Origin of the sequence: Burkholderia sp. Z1, assembly GCF_014893795.1 — a bacterium.
In the GTDB taxonomy this organism is placed as follows: domain Bacteria; phylum Pseudomonadota; class Gammaproteobacteria; order Burkholderiales; family Burkholderiaceae; genus Burkholderia; species Burkholderia theae.
The window spans coordinates 3,114,796-3,132,833 of record NZ_JACFYL010000001.1; the positions used below are offsets into that span (position 1 = coordinate 3,114,796).

The window sequence follows — 18,038 nt, forward strand, 5'->3', positions numbered from 1 at the left end:
CCGCCATGAATCGGCCGCTGAATCGTATCCTGCCGCGCGTGACCGGTCTCGCATCGGTCTGGACGTGGGTCAAGTGGTCTTTGCTCGCCGCGCTGGTGATCGCGGCGGCGATCGTTGCGCGACTCGTGCAGACCGAGATCGAAACGTCCCGGCTGCAGGCGCACTACCTGTCCGAACTCACCCGCGACGTCGGCTACACGGTCGAGACGGGCCCGAGCGATCACATCCGCTTCCCCGCGAACGGCCCTTACGACCAGCGCCTCGGCTACGCGATGATTCCGTCGTTCCAGGAGCGGTTGCTCGCGCGCGGTTTCGTCGTCAGCAAGCAGGCGCGCGATTCGCAGCGGATGCTGTCGCTCGGCGATCGCGGGTTGTTCCTCCCCTACGACGAGAAGGACCAGGCGGGCCTGATGCTGTTCGATTCGACCGGCGCGCCGCTGTTCGCGACCGTGTTCCCGCAGCGCGTCTACGCCGACTTCGACATGGTGCCGCGCGTGGTCGCTGACTCCCTGCTGTTCATCGAGGATCGCTACCTGCTCGACGCGAACCAGCCGAACCGCAACCCGGCGATCGACTGGGGACGCTTCAGCCGCGCGGTCGCCGACCAGGCGCTGCACGTCGTCAACCGTCACCAGGCGCGCCCGGGTGGCAGCACGCTCGCGACGCAGATCGAGAAGTTCCGCCATTCGCCCGAAGGCCGCACCGCGACGCCGCCCGAAAAGCTGCGGCAGATTGCGTCCGCATCGGTGCGCGCGTACCTGAACGGCCCGCAGACGATGCTCGCGCGCCGCACGATCGTCGTGCGCTACCTGAATTCGGTGCCGCTCGCCGCACGGCCGCACGTCGGCGAGATCACGGGCATCGGCGACGGTCTCACCGCGTGGTACGGGCGCGACTTCAACGACGTGAACCGCATCCTGTCGGCGCCGACGACCGGCGACAACGTCGACGAACAGGGCAAGACGTTCCGCGAGGTGCTGTCGCTGATCATCGCGCAGCGCGCGCCGTCGTACTTCCTCAACAGCGGCTATCCGGCGCTGCAGCGGCTGACCGACAGCTACCTGCGGCTGCTGTCGAGCGGCGGCGTGATCTCGCCCGCGCTGCGCGATGCCGCGCTCGCCGCGCAGATCGAACGCAGCGCGCCGCCGGCCGCCGCGCACGTGCAGTCGTTCGTGTCGCGCAAGGCCGTGACGTCCGCGCGCGCGTCGCTGCTGTCGGCGCTCGGCATCAGCGACCTGTACCAGCTCGACCAGTTCGACCTGCAGGCCACGAGCACGCTCGACAACGGCGTGCAGCAGGCCGTCGCCCAGCGGCTCGCGCTGGCGTCGACCCGCGACGGCGCGCAGGCCGCCGGCCTGTACGGTTTCGAGATGCTCGCGCCGAAGGACGACCCGTCGCACCTCACGTACAGCTTCACGCTGTACGAACGGCGCAACGGCGCGAACATGTTGCGCGTGCAGACCGACAGCGTGAACGAGCCGTTCGACGTGAATCGCGGCGGCCGCATCAACCTCGGTTCGACCGCGAAACTGCGTACGCTGATCACGTACCTGCAGATCGTCTCCGACCTGCATGCGCGTTATGCGAACCTGTCGAACGCGGAGCTGGCCCGGGTGAAGCCCGACCCGATCGACGGGCTGTCGCACTGGGCGCTCGACTACCTGTCGCATACGCGCGACCGCTCGCTGCAGGCAATGCTCGACGCGGCCGTCGAACGCAAGTATTCGGCGAGCCCCGACGTGTTCTACACGGGCGGCGGCGCGCAGGTGTTCTCGAACTTCGAAAAGTCGGACAACGGTCGCATCCTGACGCTGCACGCGGCGTTCGAGCATTCGGTCAACCTCGTGTTCGTGCGGCTGATGCGCGACATCGTCCACTACGAGACGCTGCAGGCGGCCGGCCCGTCGTCGTCGTGGCTCAACGATCCCGAGCAGCGCCAGCATTACCTGCAGCAGTTCGTCGACGGCGAAAGCCAGGTCTACGTGAAGCGCTACTACACGCGCTATGCGGGCAAGGCGCCCGACGACGCGCTCGCGCTGATGCTGCACGACGTGCGCAAGTCGCCGCCGAAGATCGCGACCGTGCTGCGCAGTGTCGCGCCGAACGAGTCGCTTTCGTGGTTCAATGCGCAGATGCGCGCGCAACTGAAGGGCACGCCGGCCGCGACGCTGTCCGACGACGACCTCGCCGCGCTCTACGCGAAGTACGCGATCGACCGCTTCAACCTCAACGATCGCGGTTATATCGCGAGCGTGCACCCGCTCGCGCTGTGGACGCTCAACTACCTGCGCGCACACCCGGGCGCGTCGCTCGGCGATGTCCAGCGCGACAGCCGCGATGCGCGTTTCTACACGTACTCGTGGCTGTACAAGACGCGCTACCACGCGACCCAGGACCGGCGCATCCGCCGCATGGTCGAGTTGCGCGCGTACGCGGAGATCACGAAGGCGTGGCGCGCGCTCGGTTACCCGTTCGCGGAAGTCACGCCGTCCTACGCGGCCGCGATCGGCGCATCGGGCGACCAGCCCGACGCGCTCGCGAAACTGATCGGCCTGATCGCGAACGGCGGCCAGAAAGCGCCGACGGAAACCATCACGCGGCTCGACTTCGCGAAGGACACGCCGTACGAAACCCGCTTCGTGCACGCGACCGCGCAGCCGCAGCCGATGCTGTCGCCCGAGATCGTCAACGTGACGCACACGCTGCTGCGCGACGTCGTGCTCAACGGCACCGCGCGCCGCCTCGCGGGCGGGTTCACGCTGCCCGACGGCAAGACGCTCGAGGTGTACGGCAAGACGGGGACGGGCGACCAGCGCTTCAACGTCTACGCGCGCGGCGCGCGGCTGATCGAGTCGCGCAAGGTGAACCGCAGCGGCACGTTCGTGTTCGTGATCGGCGACCGGTTCTTCGGGGTCCTGACGGCGACCGCGCACGAACCGTATGCGGCGCGTTACGACTTCACGAGCGCGATGGCCGTGCAGTTGCTGCGCTCGATGGCGCCGGCACTCGCGCCGCTGATCGAACGCCCGGCCGATGCCGGCACGCGCACCGCGGGCCCCGCGCCGCAGGCGGAAATGCCCGCGCCGCGCGCCGCCGCGGTGCGGCCGTCCTGAGCCCGGCGCGCAGGTTCATGCCGTGACGCGCCGCTCAGTGCGAGCGGCCGTCGTAGTGCGTGACGGGCAGCGCGTCGATATCGACATCCTCGAGGCAGCGCACGTTGATCGCCGCCATCGCGGTGCCGTTCGGATGGACACCTTCGCCGAACGGATGGATCCCGCAGCGCTTGCAGAAACGATGCCGGATCACGTGCTTGTTGAACAGGTAGGTCGCGAGATTCTCGTCGGGCGTGAGGAGCTTCATGTGGTCGCGCGGCACGAACCACATCAGCGCGCCCTTGCGCTGGCAGATCGAGCAATTGCACGCCATCACGCCCTGCAGGTCGCCTTCCGCCTCGAACTTCACGTCTCCGCAATGACAGCTTCCGCGATAAAGCATGGTCGTCTCCCGGTGCGGCTCGCGCGCGTCGACGGCGCCCGGGCGGACGCCATTGGCCAAGCCGATTCGATGCGGGTACAGTAGCGCGCACCCGCGCCGCGCGCAACGAGCGCCGGCGCCGGATTTTTTCGAAACGAGGAGACACTCATGCTCGAACTGCGCCCCGGCTGCGAATGCTGCAACAAGGACCTGCCGCCCGATTCGGCGGATGCGCGCATCTGCACCTTCGAATGTACGTTCTGCGCAAGCTGTACCGACAACGTGCTGAAGGGCCGCTGCCCGAACTGCGGCGGCGACCTGGTCGTGCGCCCGCGCCGGTCGGCGAGCCTGCTTGCCAAGTACCCGGCGTCGACGGAGCGCATCCACAAGCCGGGCGGCTGCGCGAGCGCCTGACGGCGCCGCACCGCCCGCCCCTCTCCGTCACGACATCTCGATCCGCGCGCGCGTCACCGCGAGCAGCGTCGCCATCGCGCGGCGCGCGCCGTCCTCGTCGCGCACGCGAATCGCGTCGCTGACGGCCGTGTGCTCGGCAAGCGACGCGTTGTAGACGTCCGCGCGGCGCGCATTCAGAAGCAGTTGCGCTTCGAGGGTGCGATCGATCAGTGCGCCGAGCGGCACCAGCAGTTCGTTGCCGCCGGCCTCGAGCACGCTCAGGTGAAAGCGCAGGTCGGCGCGCACCCACTCGTCGACGTTGCGCGCGGCGGCCATCGCGCGCGCCGCGTCGTCGATCGCGTCGAATGCTTCCGGCGTATGCGCGCGCGCGGCGAGCGCGGCCGCGTACGGCTCGATCATCTCGCGCATCTCCTGCAGCTTCAGCGCGAACGCGAGCGGCGGCGCGACGCGCGCGTACCAGTCGAGCAGGTCGGCGTCGAGCAGGTTCCACGCGCGGCGCGGCCGCACGCGCGTGCCGACCTTCGGCCGCGATTCGACCAGCCCCTTCGACGTCAGCGTGCGCAGCGCCTCGCGCATCACCGTGCGGCTCACGCCGTACAGCGCCATCAGGTCGGGCTCTCGCGGCAGCAGCGATTCGGGCGGATAGTCGCCGCGCAGGATCGCCGTCGCCAGCCGGAAGGCCGTCTGTCCATGCAGGTCGCGTTGAATGATCGTTCTCCGTTGGGCCCGCGGGCCGGCTGCCCACTATCTGCACAATAATGCTATTAATACTATTTTTTATCGACCTACGCTAGGATAACCGCCAAAGCACGCGACCGTGCGCCGCGCCCGAGCGCCCGCGCCGGTCAACCCTGGAGACTCGCGTCATGAAAATCACCCGCCTCGAAACCTTCGTCGTCCCGCCGCGCTGGCTGTTCCTCAAGATCGAAACCGACGAGGGCATCATCGGCTGGGGCGAGCCGGTCGTCGAAGGTCGCGCGCACACGGTCGAGGCCGCGGTGCAGGAGCTGGCCGACTACCTCGTCGGCCGCGATCCGCTGCTGATCGAGGATCACTGGCAGGTGATGTACCGCGCGGGCTTCTACCGCGGCGGCCCGATCATGATGAGCGCGATCGCGGGCGTCGACCAGGCGCTGTGGGACATCAAGGGCAAGCATCACGGCGTGCCCGTGCACGCGCTGCTCGGCGGCCAGGTGCGCGATCGCATCAAGGTGTATTCGTGGATCGGCGGCGACCGGCCGAGCGACGTCGCGAACAATGCGCGCGCGGTCGTCGAGCGCGGCTTCAAGGCGGTGAAGATGAACGGCTCCGAGGAGCTGCAGATCGTCGACACCTACGACAAGGTCGAGCAGGTGATCGCGAACGTCGCGGCCGTGCGTGACGCGGTCGGCCCGCACGTCGGCATCGGCGTCGACTTCCACGGCCGCGTGCACAAGCCGATGGCAAAGGTGCTCGCGAAGGAGCTCGATCCGTACAAGCTGATGTTCATCGAGGAGCCGGTGCTGTCGGAGAACGCCGAGGCGCTGCGCGACATCGTCAACCAGACCAACACGCCGATCGCTCTCGGCGAACGGCTGTATTCGCGCTGGGACTTCAAGCACATCCTCGCGGGCGGCTACGTGGACATCATCCAGCCCGACGCGTCGCACGCCGGCGGCATCACCGAGTGCCGCAAGATCGCGACGCTCGCGGAGAGTTACGACGTCGCGCTCGCGCTGCACTGCCCGCTCGGCCCGATCGCGCTCGCCGCGTGCCTGCAGCTCGACGCGGTCAGCTACAACGCGTTCATCCAGGAGCAGAGCCTCGGCATCCACTACAACCAGGGCAACGACCTGCTCGACTACCTGCGCAACCCCGAGGTGTTCCGCTACGAGGATGGCTTCGTCGCGATCCCGCAGGGCCCGGGGCTCGGCATCGACGTCAACGAGGAGAAGGTGCGCGAGATGGCGAAGACGGGCCACCGCTGGCGCAACCCGGTGTGGCGCCACGCGGACGGCAGCGTCGCCGAGTGGTGAGCGCGATGCGCATCGCGCGCGGCTGCGGCCCGCGCGGTACGCATCGATTCGAGTACGGCCGCCCGACAGGCGGCCGTTTTTACATGCGCGACGCGACGGGCGCCACGTGCCGGGCGTGCCCCGGCGGCGCCGCCGCGCGCCGCGTGGAACCCGTCGTCAGCCGAGCGCCGCGAACCCCGGTACGCTGAACGACAGCACGGCGGCCGCGACGAACACGCCGATCATCGTCAGCCCTTCGAGATGCAGGATGTTGCGGAACGTGTGCGCGTCCTCGGTCGATGCGGTGCGGCGCAGGCGCGGCAGCGCCGAGAAGCGGTTCAGGCCGCCGAGCACGAGCGCGAGCGCGACGAGCAGCAGCTTCAGCAGCAACACGCGCCCCCAGGTGCTGCCGTCGAGCGGCGCGAGCGAACCGCCGAGCCCGCGGATCGCATTGAGCGCGCCCGTGCCGAGCACGAATACGACCGCGATGATCGACGTACGCGAAAGATGCTGGCCGATGCGGATCAGCGCACCGCGCGCGACCGACGAACCGAGCGCCGGCAGCACCGCGAGCCCGCCCGCGAGCACGAGGCCGCCCCATACCGCCGTCGCGAGCAGGTGCAGCGTCTGCACGCCGACCGCCGCGGACAGCGCGCCCGTATCGGCCGCATGGCCGAGCGATGCCTTGCCGGCCGCGACCACGATCACCGCGAGCCACAGCACCGCGTGCGCGGCCGGGCTGTCCGGCTTCGCCAGCGCGACGATCGCGAGCACCACGGCGCCCGCGAACGCGACGCTCCACGCGAAACCCGTGTGCGTCTGCATCAGCACGGTCGGAATCGCGGCGAACGCGCCGCCGAGCCCCGCGCCGCTCATCGTCGCGGCCTCGTAGACCAGCCAGCCGAGGTCCGCGAGCACGAGCGCCAGCGCCGCCGCGACCAGCGAATGTTGCGCGCGCAGCCACGCGGGATGCGAAGGCGCGACGATCGGCCGCGCGCCGTCCTTGCCGAGCCACGCCTTGAGCAGCGCCGAGCCGACCGCCATCGCGAACGCGGCGTCCATCAGCGCCGCGAGTGCGACCTGCCCGATCCACAAGCTGTCGAACTTCATCGCGCGCACCCTCCCGCAGACGGCAGGCCGGCAGTGCGACGGCAACGGGAGAGACAGTGCGAAGGAGGCAACGGCACGGTAAAAAACGTCATTGATGAATCCGGAAACGGGAGAAATGACTGGACCTGCGGCGGAGGCGGCGCCGCGCGACCCGCGAGTGTACGGTCTTCGATGGTGAAAGCGCACGCCGGTTCACACAAACACGGCGCGATACGCGTCAAATTGTCGCAAGTCGCGAACAGACAGGAACCGATGTCGTTTTGCCAAATAGCCGTCATTACCCATCGATGATAGAATGCCGCGTCGCAGCAGCCCGGCTGTCCTGCCGTCCACGCGCCGAGCCGATCGTAGCCCGGACAGGTCCCCGACGAATAAACATGGAGTCTCGTGTGTCTTCAAGACGCCTCTTCCGTCCGCTGCTCGCCGTTCTGTTGATCGGCGGAGCGGGCCTTATGAGCGCTGCCCAAGCGCAGACCAAGCCCACGGAGCAAGCGCACGCCCAGCAGGCGCCGCTCAAGGCACCCGATACCATGGCCGAGCGTGTGCGCGGCTGTACTGCATGCCATGGCGTTCACGGCCAGGGCACGGACAACGACTACTTCCCGCGTCTTGCCGGCAAGCCGGCCGAGTACCTGTACAACCAGCTCGTCAACTTCCGTGACGGTCGGCGCAAGTACCCGCCGATGAACTACCTGCTGACGTACCTGAACGACGACTACCTGCGCGAAATCGCCGAGCACTTCTCGGCCGAGCGTCCGCCGTACCCGACGCCGGCGAAGCCGACGCTGCCGGCCGCGACGCTCGCACGCGGCAAGCAGCTCGTCACGCAGGGCGATCCGTCCCGCAAGCTGCCGGCCTGCGTGGCCTGCCACGGCGCAGGGCTGACCGGCATGCAGCCGGCGATCCCCGGCCTCGTCGGCCTGCACGCCGATTACCTGAGCGCGCAGCTCGGCGCATGGCGCTCGGGCAACCGCCACGCCAAGGCACCCGACTGCATGCACGACATCGCATCGAAACTTTCCGACGAAGACGTGACGGCCGTGACCGCGTGGCTCGCCGCGCAACCGGCGCCCGCCAACCCCGTGCCGGCCCCGGCGCGTTCGATGAAGACTCCGCTCGCCTGCGGCAGCGAACCGCAATAAGGCAAGGGAGACAGACACAATGAAACGCAAGTCCCTGTTTGCACTCTCGGCCGTCGCGATCGTCGCGGCCGCCGCCCTCGTGCCGGTCCTGTGGCCGGGCAACGACACGCTGCACGGCGCATCCGCCGTCGCCGCGACGCCGGCCGACCAGGCCGCGCTGATCAAGAAGGGCGAATACCTCGCGCGCGTCGGCGACTGTATCGCGTGCCACACCGTGCGCGGCGGCAAGTCGTTCGCGGGCGGCCTGCCGATGGCGACGCCGTTCGGCACGATGTACACGCCGAACATCACGCCGGACGACCAGGCCGGCATCGGCAAGTGGACGTCGGACGACTTCTACCGCGCGATGCACACGGGTCGCTCGAAGGACGGCAGCCTGCTCTACCCGGGCTTCCCGTTCGCGAGCTACACGAAGGTCACGCGCTCGGATTCGGATGCGATCTACGCGTACCTGCGCTCGGTCGCGCCGGTGTCGGTGCCGAGCCGTCCGCACGAACTGAAGTTCCCGTTCAACAACCGCAACCTGCTGATCGGCTGGCGCACGCTGTTCTTCAAGGAAGGCGAGTACAAGCCGGATCCGACGAAGTCGGTCGAGTGGAACCGCGGTGCCTACCTCGTCGAAGGCCTCGGCCACTGCTCGATGTGCCACACGTCGATCAACATGATGGGCGGCCCGGTGAGCTCGTCGGCGTTTGCCGGCGGCCTGATCCCGCTGCAGAACTGGTATGCGCCGTCGCTGACGAACGACAAGGAACTCGGCCTCGGCGACTGGCACGTGCAGGAGCTGTCCGACCTGCTGCAAGCCGGCGTTTCGCACAAGGGCGCGGTGTTCGGCCCGATGGCGGACGTGGTCCACAACAGCCTGCAGTACATGACCGACGAAGATACGCGCGCGATGTCGACGTACCTGAAGTCGATCCCGCAGAAGGCTGAAGCGCCGAAGAACATGCAGTACGAGCCGTCGAAGCAGTTCGGCAACGCGCTGTTCGACCAGGGCAAGAAGATTTACGCGGACAACTGCGCGACCTGCCACGCCGAAACGGGCTCGGGCAAGCCGCCGGCCTACCCGCCGCTCGCGGGCAACCACTCGATCATGATGGAATCGGCGGTCAACCCGATCCGCATGGTGCTGAATGGTGGCTATCCGCCGAGCACGTTCAAGAACCCGCGTCCGTACGGCATGCCGCCGTTCGCGCAGTCGCTGTCGAACCAGGAAGTCGCAGCAGTGGTAACGTACATCCGGATGTCGTGGGGCAACAACGGTACGCCGATCTCGCCACAACAGGTGAGTGACCTGCGTTCCGCGCCGCTTGACTAAATAACGCGTGACGCAAACGGGGCGCGGCTGCGGGAAACCGCAGCCGCGCCCCTTTGCTTTTTGCGACGCCAGTCCCCGCGCGGGCCGCGCGAGGTGTCGCCGATCATAAAACTCAAGAGTGGTATCTATGTCTTTCGAATCTCTCGGCCTGGCCGAACCGCTTGTCAAGGCGGTCAACGAGCTCGGCTACACGTCGCCGACTCCGATCCAGCAGCAGGCGATCCCCGCCGTGCTCGGCGGCGGCGACCTGCTCGCCGGCGCGCAAACGGGCACCGGCAAGACCGCCGGCTTCACGCTGCCGATCCTGCAGCGCCTGCACACGTACTACGCCGAGCATCGCGGCGCGAAGCGCGCGGTGCGCGCCCTGATCCTCACGCCGACGCGCGAACTCGCCGCCCAGGTCGAGGAAAGCGTGCGCGCATACAGCAAGTACCTGAAGCTGCGTTCGACCGTGATGTTCGGCGGCGTCAGCATCAATCCGCAGATCGATGCGCTCAAGCGCGGCGTCGACATCGTCGTCGCGACGCCGGGGCGTCTGCTCGATCACATGCAGCAAAAGACGATCGACCTGTCGGATCTCGACATCCTCGTGCTCGACGAAGCCGACCGGATGCTCGACATGGGCTTCATCCACGACATCAAGCGCGTGCTCGCGAAGCTGCCGCCGCAGCGCCAGAACCTGCTGTTCTCGGCCACCTTCTCGGACGAGATCAAGGCGCTCGCCGACAGCCTGCTCGACTCGCCCGCGCTGATCGAAGTCGCGCGTCGCAACACGACCGCCGAAAGCGTCGCGCAGAAGATTCACCCGGTCGACCGCGACCGCAAGCGCGAGCTGCTCACGCACCTGATCCGCGAACACAACTGGTTCCAGGTGCTCGTGTTCACGCGTACGAAGCACGGCGCGAACCGTCTCGCCGAGCAGCTGACGAAGGACGGCATCAGCGCGATGGCGATCCACGGCAACAAGAGCCAGTCGGCACGCACGCGCGCGCTGGCCGAGTTCAAGAACAGCACGCTGCAGGTGCTCGTCGCGACCGATATCGCCGCACGCGGGATCGACATCGACCAGTTGCCGCACGTCGTCAACTTCGACCTGCCGAACGTGCCCGAGGATTACGTGCACCGGATCGGCCGCACGGGCCGCGCGGGCGCGACCGGCGAAGCCGTGTCGCTCGTGTGCGTCGACGAGAAGCAGTTGCTGCGCGACATCGAGCGGCTGATCAAGCGCGAGATTCCGCAGGAAGTGATCGCGGGCTTCGAACCCGATCCGAACGTGAAGCCGGAGCCGATCCAGCAGCGCCGCGGGCAGCAGCAGCCGCGCGGCGGTGGCGGTGGTGGCGGCGGCAATCGCCAGCCGCGCGCAGGCGGCTCAGGCCAGCCGGCCGCGAAACGCGAAGGCAGCGCGCAACCGAAAGCGGCGCAGCCGAAGGCCGCGAAGCCGCGCACGCAAGGCGGCGCCGGCGGTACCGGCGGACGCCCGTCGGGCGGCGGCAACAGCGCGCGCCCGGCAAGCGGCAACGCCGCGCACCCGAACCGCAATCGTTCGTCGCGCAGCGGCCAGCGCGGTCACTGAAGCCGCGCGGCCGCGCGCCGCAGGTGCTCGACCTGGCGTTGCCAGCGTGCGAGCACCGCGGCGCGCTCCCCTTCCAGCGTGAACGTGACGCCTGTCGCGAGACGCGCATAACCGACCCGCTGCGCATCGCCGTGCGCGATCGTCGCAGCGAATCCGGCCAGTCCGCCGAAGTCGCCTTCGAGCGGCTCGAGCCTCAATTGCGCCTGAAAGAACGCACCGTCCGCGACCAGCGTCAACGCGGCCGCGCGCCGTTGTGCGAGCGCGCGCGCCGCACGCGATTGCGGCCATAGCGCGATCAGCAGCGTGCGCGCATCGTGCGCATAGATCTCGCCGACGCCGAGCAGCGTCGTGCGCAACTGGCCGTCGTCGGTCGCGACGATCAAGGATGCAGCGATGTCGGCATGACGCTCGAGCGCGGTGCCGTCGAACAGCGAGACGACGGCCGGCGGCCACGCGTCGAACGTCCATTGTTCGAGCGCGTGGCGATGGGTATCGGTCATAGTGGCGTGGCCCTGGTGCGGATCGGATGTCGATGCGCCAGCATACGCCCGACAGGCCGCGCCGCGGCGATCAGCGCAGGAATACGTGCCGCGTGATCTTCGTGAGCGGATAGTGGACGCCCGGCTGGATCTTCGCGGGCAGGTCGAGCGGCTTGAGCAGCATCTTCACGCACATGTCGGCCGACAGGTTGCGCCGCACGAGCGTACTGATGCGCGCGGCGCGCTCGCGGTTGTACTGGCTGTCGCCGACGCGATCCGGATAGCGGACCGCAAACACGTGGCGCAACGCGATCTCCGAATCCTCGTTCTTGATTTCCATCACGCGGCGCATCAGCGCGCCGAGCACCGCAAGCCGGCCATTGCCTTCGAGCTTGTTGTACTTCTTGAAGAACTTGAAGAAGTGCTTGTAGTGACGCACTTCGTCCGTGCGGATATTGTCGGTGATTTCCTTCAACACGGGCTCGTCGGAGCATTCGTTGATCGCGCGATAGAGCGTGGCCGTGCCCGTCTCGACGACGCAGCGCGCGACCATCTCGAGCGCGCGGGTCTTCTCGAATGCCTCGACCTTGCAGGTCTTCGAATACTCGGCGAAGAAATTCGCGAACGCGGTATCCCAGTCGAACTCGGGCCACACGTGCGCGATGTACGCCTTCAGCGCGCGGCCATGCTGCAATTCTTCGTGCTCCCATGCATTGTTGAGCCACGCCGATACTTCAGGATCGTCGTTGAAGAATTCGCTCAGATTGCTCGTGTAGAGATCCGAGCCGCTTTCGATGAACGACGATGCGCACAGCAGCAGCAGCAGATCTTCGTTCGCGGCGGCACGCTGACGATCGATCCGGTTCAGGTCGATGTCCTCGATTCGCCACGGCATCACATGTGTCGTTTCGGTGTGCATGGTGGTGCGCTCCCAGTCGTCGTGCAGGGGCCGGCCCATGCCTTCGGCACAGGCGCCAACCGTCCAGCAGGCGGCGTTTTACTTGCGTTTATAGTGACTTGGTCCGGCCGAACCATCCTGGCATCTTAGCCGGACTTTGATGTTCGTGCTCCAGAGCACTGACCATACCGGACAAGCGCAGTTCCGCGACGTCTGTTGCCGTTCGTTAGACGAGTCCTTCGAACCCGTCGCGCCCGCTCGACGGCACGGGCCGCACCCAACGAAACGGGCGGCCATGCGGCCGCCCGTCGAGCATCGAAATGGAAGCGAACCGTCAGAAACCGGCCGCCAGACCGTCGCGCCGGCTGTCGCTCGCGGCCACGTAGCCGCGCTCGCGATCGTCGCGGTCGAGACGCCAGATGAACTGCCCCGAACCGAAATCCATGTAAGGGTCGTCGATCGACTTGATCGTGTGGCCGCGTGCGGCCAGCCCGTCGACCGTCGCGCGGTTCATCGTCGATTCGACGTCGAGCGTGAAGTCGCGGTTGACCTTCCAGCGCGGCGCATCGCACGCGGCCTGCGGCTGCTGCCCGTAGCCCAGCATCCGCACGACGGTCTGCAGGTGGCCCTGCGGCTGCATGTCGCCGCCCATCACGCCGAAGCTCATCACGGCCTCGGTGCGGCCGTCGACCTCCTCGGTGACGAACGCCGGGATGATCGTGTGGAACGGCCGCTTGCCGCCCGCGACGACGTTCGGCGAGGCCGGATCCATCGAGAAACCGTGCCCGCGGTTCTGCAGCGCAATGCCGGTGCCGGGCACGACGAGCCCCGAACCGAAGCCCATGTAGTTCGACTGGATGAAGCTCACCATCATCCCGCGCTCGTCGGCCGCCGACAGGTAGATCGTGCCGCCCGAATGCGGCCGGCCGGCACCGAAGTGCGTCGCGCGCGCGGGATCGATCAGCTTCGCGCGTTCGGCAAGGTACGCGTCGTCGAGCATCTGCTCGGGCGTGACTTCCATCGCGCGCGGATCGGCGACATAACGATAGACGTCCGCGAACGCGAGCTTCATCGCCTCGATCTGCAGATGCTGCGAGTCGACCGAATCGACCGGCCATTCGGTCAGGCCCGCATGCTCGGCGATGCCGAGCGCGATCAGCGCGGCGATGCCCTGCCCGTTCGGCGGAATCTCGTGAATCGTGTGGCGGCCGAAGCGCTTGCCGATCGGCTCGACCCATTCCGGCCGGTACGCACGCAGGTCGGCTTCGGTCAGCGCGCCGCCGCCTTCACGGGAAAACGCGGCGATGCGCTCGGCCAGCGCGCCCTCGTAGAACGCGCGCGCGCCGTCCTTCGCGAGCGTGCGCAGCGTCTGCGCATGGCCGGGCAGGCACACGCGTTCGCCGACAAGCGGCGCACGGCCGCGCGGCATGAAGGTCTCCGCGAAACCGGCCAGCCCCTGCAGCGCGGGCACGGCAGCCGCCCACTTGTGCGCGACGATCGGCGGCACCGCATAACCGCGCTCCGCGATCTCGATCGCCGGCTCGAGCAGGTCCGCGAACGGCAGCGAACCGAACTTCGCGTGCAGTGCTTCCCAGCCCGCGATCACGCCCGGTACCGTGACGGTATCCCAGCCGCGCATCGGCTTGTTCGCGAAGCCGTGCACATCCTCGCCGTGGCGCTTGCGGAAATAGTCGACGTTCCACGCGGACGGCGCGACGCCCGACGCGTTCAGCCCGGACAGCCGCTCGCCGTCCCACACGAGCGCGAACGCGTCACCGCCGAGCCCGCACGACACGGGCTCGACGACCGTGATCGCGGCGGCGGCGGCCAGCGCCGCATCGACCGCGTTGCCGCCCTTCCACAGCATCCGCAGCCCGGCCTGCGCGGCGAGCGGGTGCGACGTCGACACGACGTTGCGCGCGAACACCGGAATGCGGGTCGTCGGATACGGGTTGTGCCAGTTGAAGCCAGTCATCGGTTCCACCTCGTCGAAAGCTGAATGAGTGCGCGCCCGCGAGCGCGGGCAATCCGCCATTGCAGCGCGATCAGCGCAATCGTACAAATTCATTTGTCACATGAATCAATGCATTTTCTGCATGAATACCCTGTGGCCACGCGCGGCAAGCCGGCCGAACGCCGTTACCGCCCTTACAATAGCCGCTCCGTCTCACGACACGACCATCGAGCCATGACCCGAGATCCCCGCCTCACCCTCAACGCGCGTCAGCAGGAATTGCTCGAATGGGTGCAGCGCGACGGCTTCGTGACCGTCGACGATCTCGCCGCGCACTTCGCGGTGACGCCGCAGACGATCCGCCGCGACGTGAACTGGCTCGCCGACCTGAACCTGCTGCGTCGCTACCACGGCGGCGCGAGCCTGCCGACCAGCTCGGAGAACGTGTCGTACACGGCGCGCCAGCGGATGTTCCACGACGAGAAGCGGCGCATCGCGGCGCTCGCTGCGTCGCATATCCCCGATCAGGCATCGCTGTTCATCAACCTCGGCACGACGACCGAGGAAGTCGCGCGCGCGCTGAACCGCCACCACGGGCTGCACGTGATCACGAACAACCTGAACGTCGCGTCGATGATGAGCGGCTACCCCGACTGCGAGGTGCTGATCACCGGCGGCATCGTGCGGCCGTGGGACAAGGGCATCGTCGGCGAGCTCGCGATCGACTTCATCCGCCAGTTCAAGGTCGACTACGCGATCATCGGCACCTCCGCGATCGAGGCCGACGGCACGCTGCGCGATTTCGACACGCGCGAGGTGCGCGTCGCCGAGGCCATCATGCAGCACGCGCGCACGGTCTACCTCGTGACCGACCACTCGAAGGTCGGCCGTCCCGCGCTGGTGCGCCAGGGCCACCTGAGCCAGGTGCACGCGCTGTTCACCGACAAGCCGCTGCCGCCCGAAATGGCCGACACGGTGGCCGCCGCCGGCACCCAGGTGTACGTCGCGGAATGACGGTGGCGATGTTGCACCGCACCCGAAACTTCAAGTGAAATCAAGAAGTTGGCGGCGCAAGCGGACCGCTTGCAAGCGGCCCGGCTGTCAAACGGAAAATTAACGGGGCACGATTTGTCGTTGCCTGCGCGCTCGACTAGACTCCAGTTCCCCGGCCCCTTCGCCCGATCCGCCCGTGCCAAGGCGTGTGCGAATCTCAGGGTCGGCGAATACAGCTTTCCCCCCAAGCCATACCCCCCGGGGTATCGTGCACCGGCGTTTGCGCCGGCCGCGCGGGCAGACCGGATGCCATGGAGAGAACGATGCTGAGTCCGCATGAATTCGCCACGCTATTGCTTGTGAAGGACGCGCCCGACCAGCGCGACATGGATCGGGATGAACTGGACATCCTGCTCGAACAGCAGCTCGTCCGCCTGGAAGGGCTCGGCTCGGGGCGCAAATACTGCGTGACCGAGACCGGCGACGCCGCGTTGCGATCCATCAAGTACCGCTATTCGTAAAACCACGCTGTTCCTGACCTGACCGCGCCGGCCGGATTCCCGGCCGCGCTGTCGCTCCCGCCTCCCCCGCCAAGTTCGCCGCGGCCTGCTTCAGCCGCCGCGCAGCGTCGGATCGACCGCCGCCCGCCAGCTGATGGCCTGCGCGCGCGCACCGTTGAAATACGCGATCCAGCCGGCGCGCGCCGCCGCGTCGGGCGCCACATAGTGCGTCGAAAGTTCGTTTACGAACGCGCAATAGTTCGCTTCGGTCAGCCCGCGATACCGTTTCGCCACGTACGCGTCGTACAGCGTCGAATAGACCGGCTGCGCATCCGCGCCCCAGTCGCGCGCCGTACCGCCGCACGACGTCTGCAGATCGGCGAACGACGGCGCCCGCCAGTTGCCGGCCAGCGGCGGCGTGCCGGCGCTGCACCCGGCCAGAAGGACGGCGCACGCGCCGGCCCACATCCCAATACGCATGATTCACCTCGTGAAACGGTCGATCCCGCCAGTATCGTCCGGGATCGTGTCGCGCGCTACTGGCCCCGCTTCTTCGAACTTTACTTTTTCGATTCCGTTCGTTAAATTTCGAATTCGAACATTTCGTGTTCGCCCATTTCCCTCAGACGATAAGGACAGCAGGTGACCCAACCGAATCGCTTCGATCTGCTCGTGGTCGGCGGCGGCATCAATGGCGCGGGTATCGCGCGCGATGCGGCCGGCCGCGGCCTGTCGGTCATGCTCTGCGAGCAGGACGATCTCGCGTCGCACACGTCGTCGTCCAGCACGAAGCTGATTCACGGTGGCCTGCGCTATCTCGAGTACAACGAATTCGGGCTCGTGCGCAAGGCGCTGCAGGAGCGCGAGACGCTGCTGCGCGCGGCACCGCACATCATGTGGCCGCTGCGCTTCGTGATGCCGCACATGCCGAACCTGCGGCCAGCCTGGCTGATCCGCATCGGCCTGTTCCTCTACGATCACCTCGCGAAACGCGAACTGCTGCCTGGCTCGCGCGGCATCGACATGCGCCGCCATGCGGCCGGCGCGCCGCTGATCGACTCGATCAAGCGCGGCTTCGTGTATTCGGACGGCTGGGTCGACGACGCGCGCCTCGTCGTGCTGAACGCCATGGACGCGAAGGAGCGCGGCGCCGAGATCCTGACGCGCACCAAGCTCGTGTCCGCCGAACGCCGCGGCGACGAATGGGAAGCGCGGCTGCAGCACGCCGACGGTTCGATCCGCGTCGTGCATGCGCGCGCGATCGCGAACGCGGCCGGCCCGTGGGTCGGCGAAGTGCTGCACGGCGCGCTCGGCCGCGGCGCGCATCATAGCGTACGGCTCGTGAAGGGCAGCCACATCATCACGCGCCGCCTGTTCGATCACGACCACGCGTACATCTTCCAGAACCCGGACAAGCGGATCATCTTCGCGATTCCGTACGAGCAAGACTTCACGCTGATCGGCACGACCGACGTCGAATACACGAACGATCCCGCGAAGGTCGCGATCGACCGCGACGAAACGCAGTACCTGTGCGATTCGATCAACCGCTACTTCAAGCGCAAGATCGCGCCGGCCGACGTGCACTGGACCTATTCGGGCGTGCGCCCGCTGCTGGAAGACGAGAACGCGACGAACGCATCGGCCGTCACGCGCGACTACCGCCTCGAGCTGGACGACGGCGCGGGCGCGCCGCTCCTGTCGGTGTTCGGCGGCAAGATCACGACCTTCCGCAAGCTCGCGGAAGAAGCCGGCGACATGCTGTGCCGCGCGCTCGGCCGCGACGCGAAAACCTGGACGGCCGGCGTCGCACTGCCGGGCGGCGACATCGCGAACGCGAAGTTCGACGCGTTCGCCGACGCGTTCGCCAAACGTCATCCGTGGCTGCCCGCCGCGCTCGCCCGCCGTTATGCGCGCGCCTACGGCACGCGCGCGGAGCGCGTGGTCGACGGCGCGAAGTCGCTCGCCGATCTCGGCGCCGAGATCGCGCCAGGCATCCACGACGCCGAACTGCGCTACCTGCGCGACGCCGAATGGGCGACCTGCGCGCAGGACGTGCTGTGGCGCCGCTCGAAGCTCGGCCTGCACGTCACGCCGGGCTCGCTCGATGCCGTGACGGCCGCGGTCGATGCATGGTTCGCCGCCGCGCACGCGCCGCACGCGTGACCCGAATGCAGTTGCAGTTGTCT

Annotated in this window: 16 protein-coding genes; 9 read left to right on the top strand and 7 right to left on the bottom strand. The window is 67.8% G+C overall.

Annotated elements, in window-relative coordinates; genetic code table 11:
• The first annotated feature begins 5 nt into the window (after nt 1–5).
• Nucleotides 6–3,113, top strand: coding sequence for a transglycosylase domain-containing protein (locus H3H55_RS14480; protein WP_193098992.1), 3,108 nt, complete (start codon nt 6–8; stop codon nt 3,111–3,113).
• Between the two features lie 34 nt (nt 3,114–3,147).
• On the opposite strand, the gene H3H55_RS14485 is transcribed toward H3H55_RS14480, so the two are convergent.
• Nucleotides 3,148–3,495, bottom strand: a complete 348-nt coding sequence (locus H3H55_RS14485; RefSeq protein WP_048242801.1) for a GFA family protein — start codon at nt 3,493–3,495, stop codon at nt 3,148–3,150.
• Nucleotides 3,496–3,642: 147 nt separating this feature from the next.
• Between H3H55_RS14485 and H3H55_RS14490 the strand changes: the two genes are divergently transcribed.
• Nucleotides 3,643–3,888, top strand: coding sequence for a DUF1272 domain-containing protein (locus tag H3H55_RS14490; protein WP_193098994.1), 246 nt, complete (start codon nt 3,643–3,645; stop codon nt 3,886–3,888).
• Between the two features lie 27 nt (nt 3,889–3,915).
• On the opposite strand, the gene H3H55_RS14495 is transcribed toward H3H55_RS14490, so the two are convergent.
• Entirely contained in the window at nt 3,916–4,599 is a 684-nt protein-coding gene (locus H3H55_RS14495) for a FadR/GntR family transcriptional regulator (protein WP_193099500.1), read from the bottom strand.
• A 155-nt stretch (nt 4,600–4,754) separates the two neighbouring features.
• Between H3H55_RS14495 and dgoD the strand changes: the two genes are divergently transcribed.
• Entirely contained in the window at nt 4,755–5,903 is a 1,149-nt protein-coding gene (gene dgoD, locus H3H55_RS14500) for a galactonate dehydratase (RefSeq protein ID WP_006483258.1), read from the top strand.
• A gap of 156 nt (nt 5,904–6,059) precedes the next feature.
• Here the strand turns inward: dgoD and H3H55_RS14505 are convergent, their stop codons facing one another.
• On the bottom strand, nt 6,060–6,992 hold the full coding sequence (locus tag H3H55_RS14505) for a CopD family protein (protein WP_129512900.1): 933 nt from the start codon (nt 6,990–6,992) through the stop codon (nt 6,060–6,062).
• 377 nt (nt 6,993–7,369) lie between these two features.
• Between H3H55_RS14505 and H3H55_RS14510 the strand changes: the two genes are divergently transcribed.
• The 3 genes from H3H55_RS14510 (at nt 7,370) to H3H55_RS14520 (ending at nt 11,025) form a co-directional block, all read left to right on the top strand.
• Nucleotides 7,370–8,134 (top strand): c-type cytochrome, encoded by a 765-nt coding sequence (locus H3H55_RS14510; RefSeq protein WP_069747114.1) that lies wholly within the window; start codon nt 7,370–7,372, stop codon nt 8,132–8,134.
• 19 nt (nt 8,135–8,153) lie between these two features.
• On the top strand, nt 8,154–9,452 hold the full coding sequence (locus H3H55_RS14515) for a c-type cytochrome (RefSeq protein ID WP_129512901.1): 1,299 nt from the start codon (nt 8,154–8,156) through the stop codon (nt 9,450–9,452).
• A gap of 127 nt (nt 9,453–9,579) precedes the next feature.
• Complete coding sequence (locus H3H55_RS14520) at nt 9,580–11,025, top strand: DEAD/DEAH box helicase (RefSeq protein WP_048242688.1); 1,446 nt, start codon at nt 9,580–9,582, stop codon at nt 11,023–11,025.
• Here the strand turns inward: H3H55_RS14520 and H3H55_RS14525 are convergent.
• The 3 genes from H3H55_RS14525 to H3H55_RS14535 form a co-directional block, all read right to left on the bottom strand.
• Nucleotides 11,019–11,525, bottom strand: a complete 507-nt coding sequence (locus H3H55_RS14525; RefSeq protein ID WP_193098996.1) for a hypothetical protein — start codon at nt 11,523–11,525, stop codon at nt 11,019–11,021. The genes H3H55_RS14520 and H3H55_RS14525 overlap by 7 nt on opposite strands.
• 70 nt (nt 11,526–11,595) lie before the next feature.
• Nucleotides 11,596–12,423: a ferritin-like domain-containing protein gene (locus tag H3H55_RS14530; RefSeq protein ID WP_048242802.1), complete on the bottom strand. Its 828-nt coding sequence runs from the start codon at nt 12,421–12,423 to the stop codon at nt 11,596–11,598.
• A gap of 313 nt (nt 12,424–12,736) precedes the next feature.
• Nucleotides 12,737–14,377: a gamma-glutamyltransferase family protein gene (locus H3H55_RS14535; RefSeq protein ID WP_193098998.1), complete on the bottom strand. Its 1,641-nt coding sequence runs from the start codon at nt 14,375–14,377 to the stop codon at nt 12,737–12,739.
• A 213-nt stretch (nt 14,378–14,590) separates the two neighbouring features.
• On the opposite strand from H3H55_RS14535, the gene H3H55_RS14540 reads away from it, so the two are divergent.
• Entirely contained in the window at nt 14,591–15,370 is a 780-nt protein-coding gene (locus tag H3H55_RS14540; protein WP_006493999.1) for a DeoR/GlpR family DNA-binding transcription regulator, read from the top strand.
• 302 nt (nt 15,371–15,672) lie between these two features.
• Complete coding sequence (locus H3H55_RS14545) at nt 15,673–15,870, top strand: hypothetical protein (RefSeq protein WP_006477892.1); 198 nt, start codon at nt 15,673–15,675, stop codon at nt 15,868–15,870.
• 90 nt (nt 15,871–15,960) lie between these two features.
• Here H3H55_RS14545 and H3H55_RS14550 read toward each other — a convergent pair whose 3' ends face one another.
• Nucleotides 15,961–16,329, bottom strand: a complete 369-nt coding sequence (locus tag H3H55_RS14550) for a hypothetical protein (RefSeq protein WP_193098999.1) — start codon at nt 16,327–16,329, stop codon at nt 15,961–15,963.
• Between the two features lie 162 nt (nt 16,330–16,491).
• On the opposite strand from H3H55_RS14550, the gene glpD reads away from it, so the two are divergent.
• Nucleotides 16,492–18,015 (top strand): glycerol-3-phosphate dehydrogenase, encoded by a 1,524-nt coding sequence (gene glpD, locus H3H55_RS14555; protein ID WP_193099001.1) that lies wholly within the window; start codon nt 16,492–16,494, stop codon nt 18,013–18,015.
• The last annotated feature ends 23 nt before the right edge of the window (nt 18,016–18,038 follow it).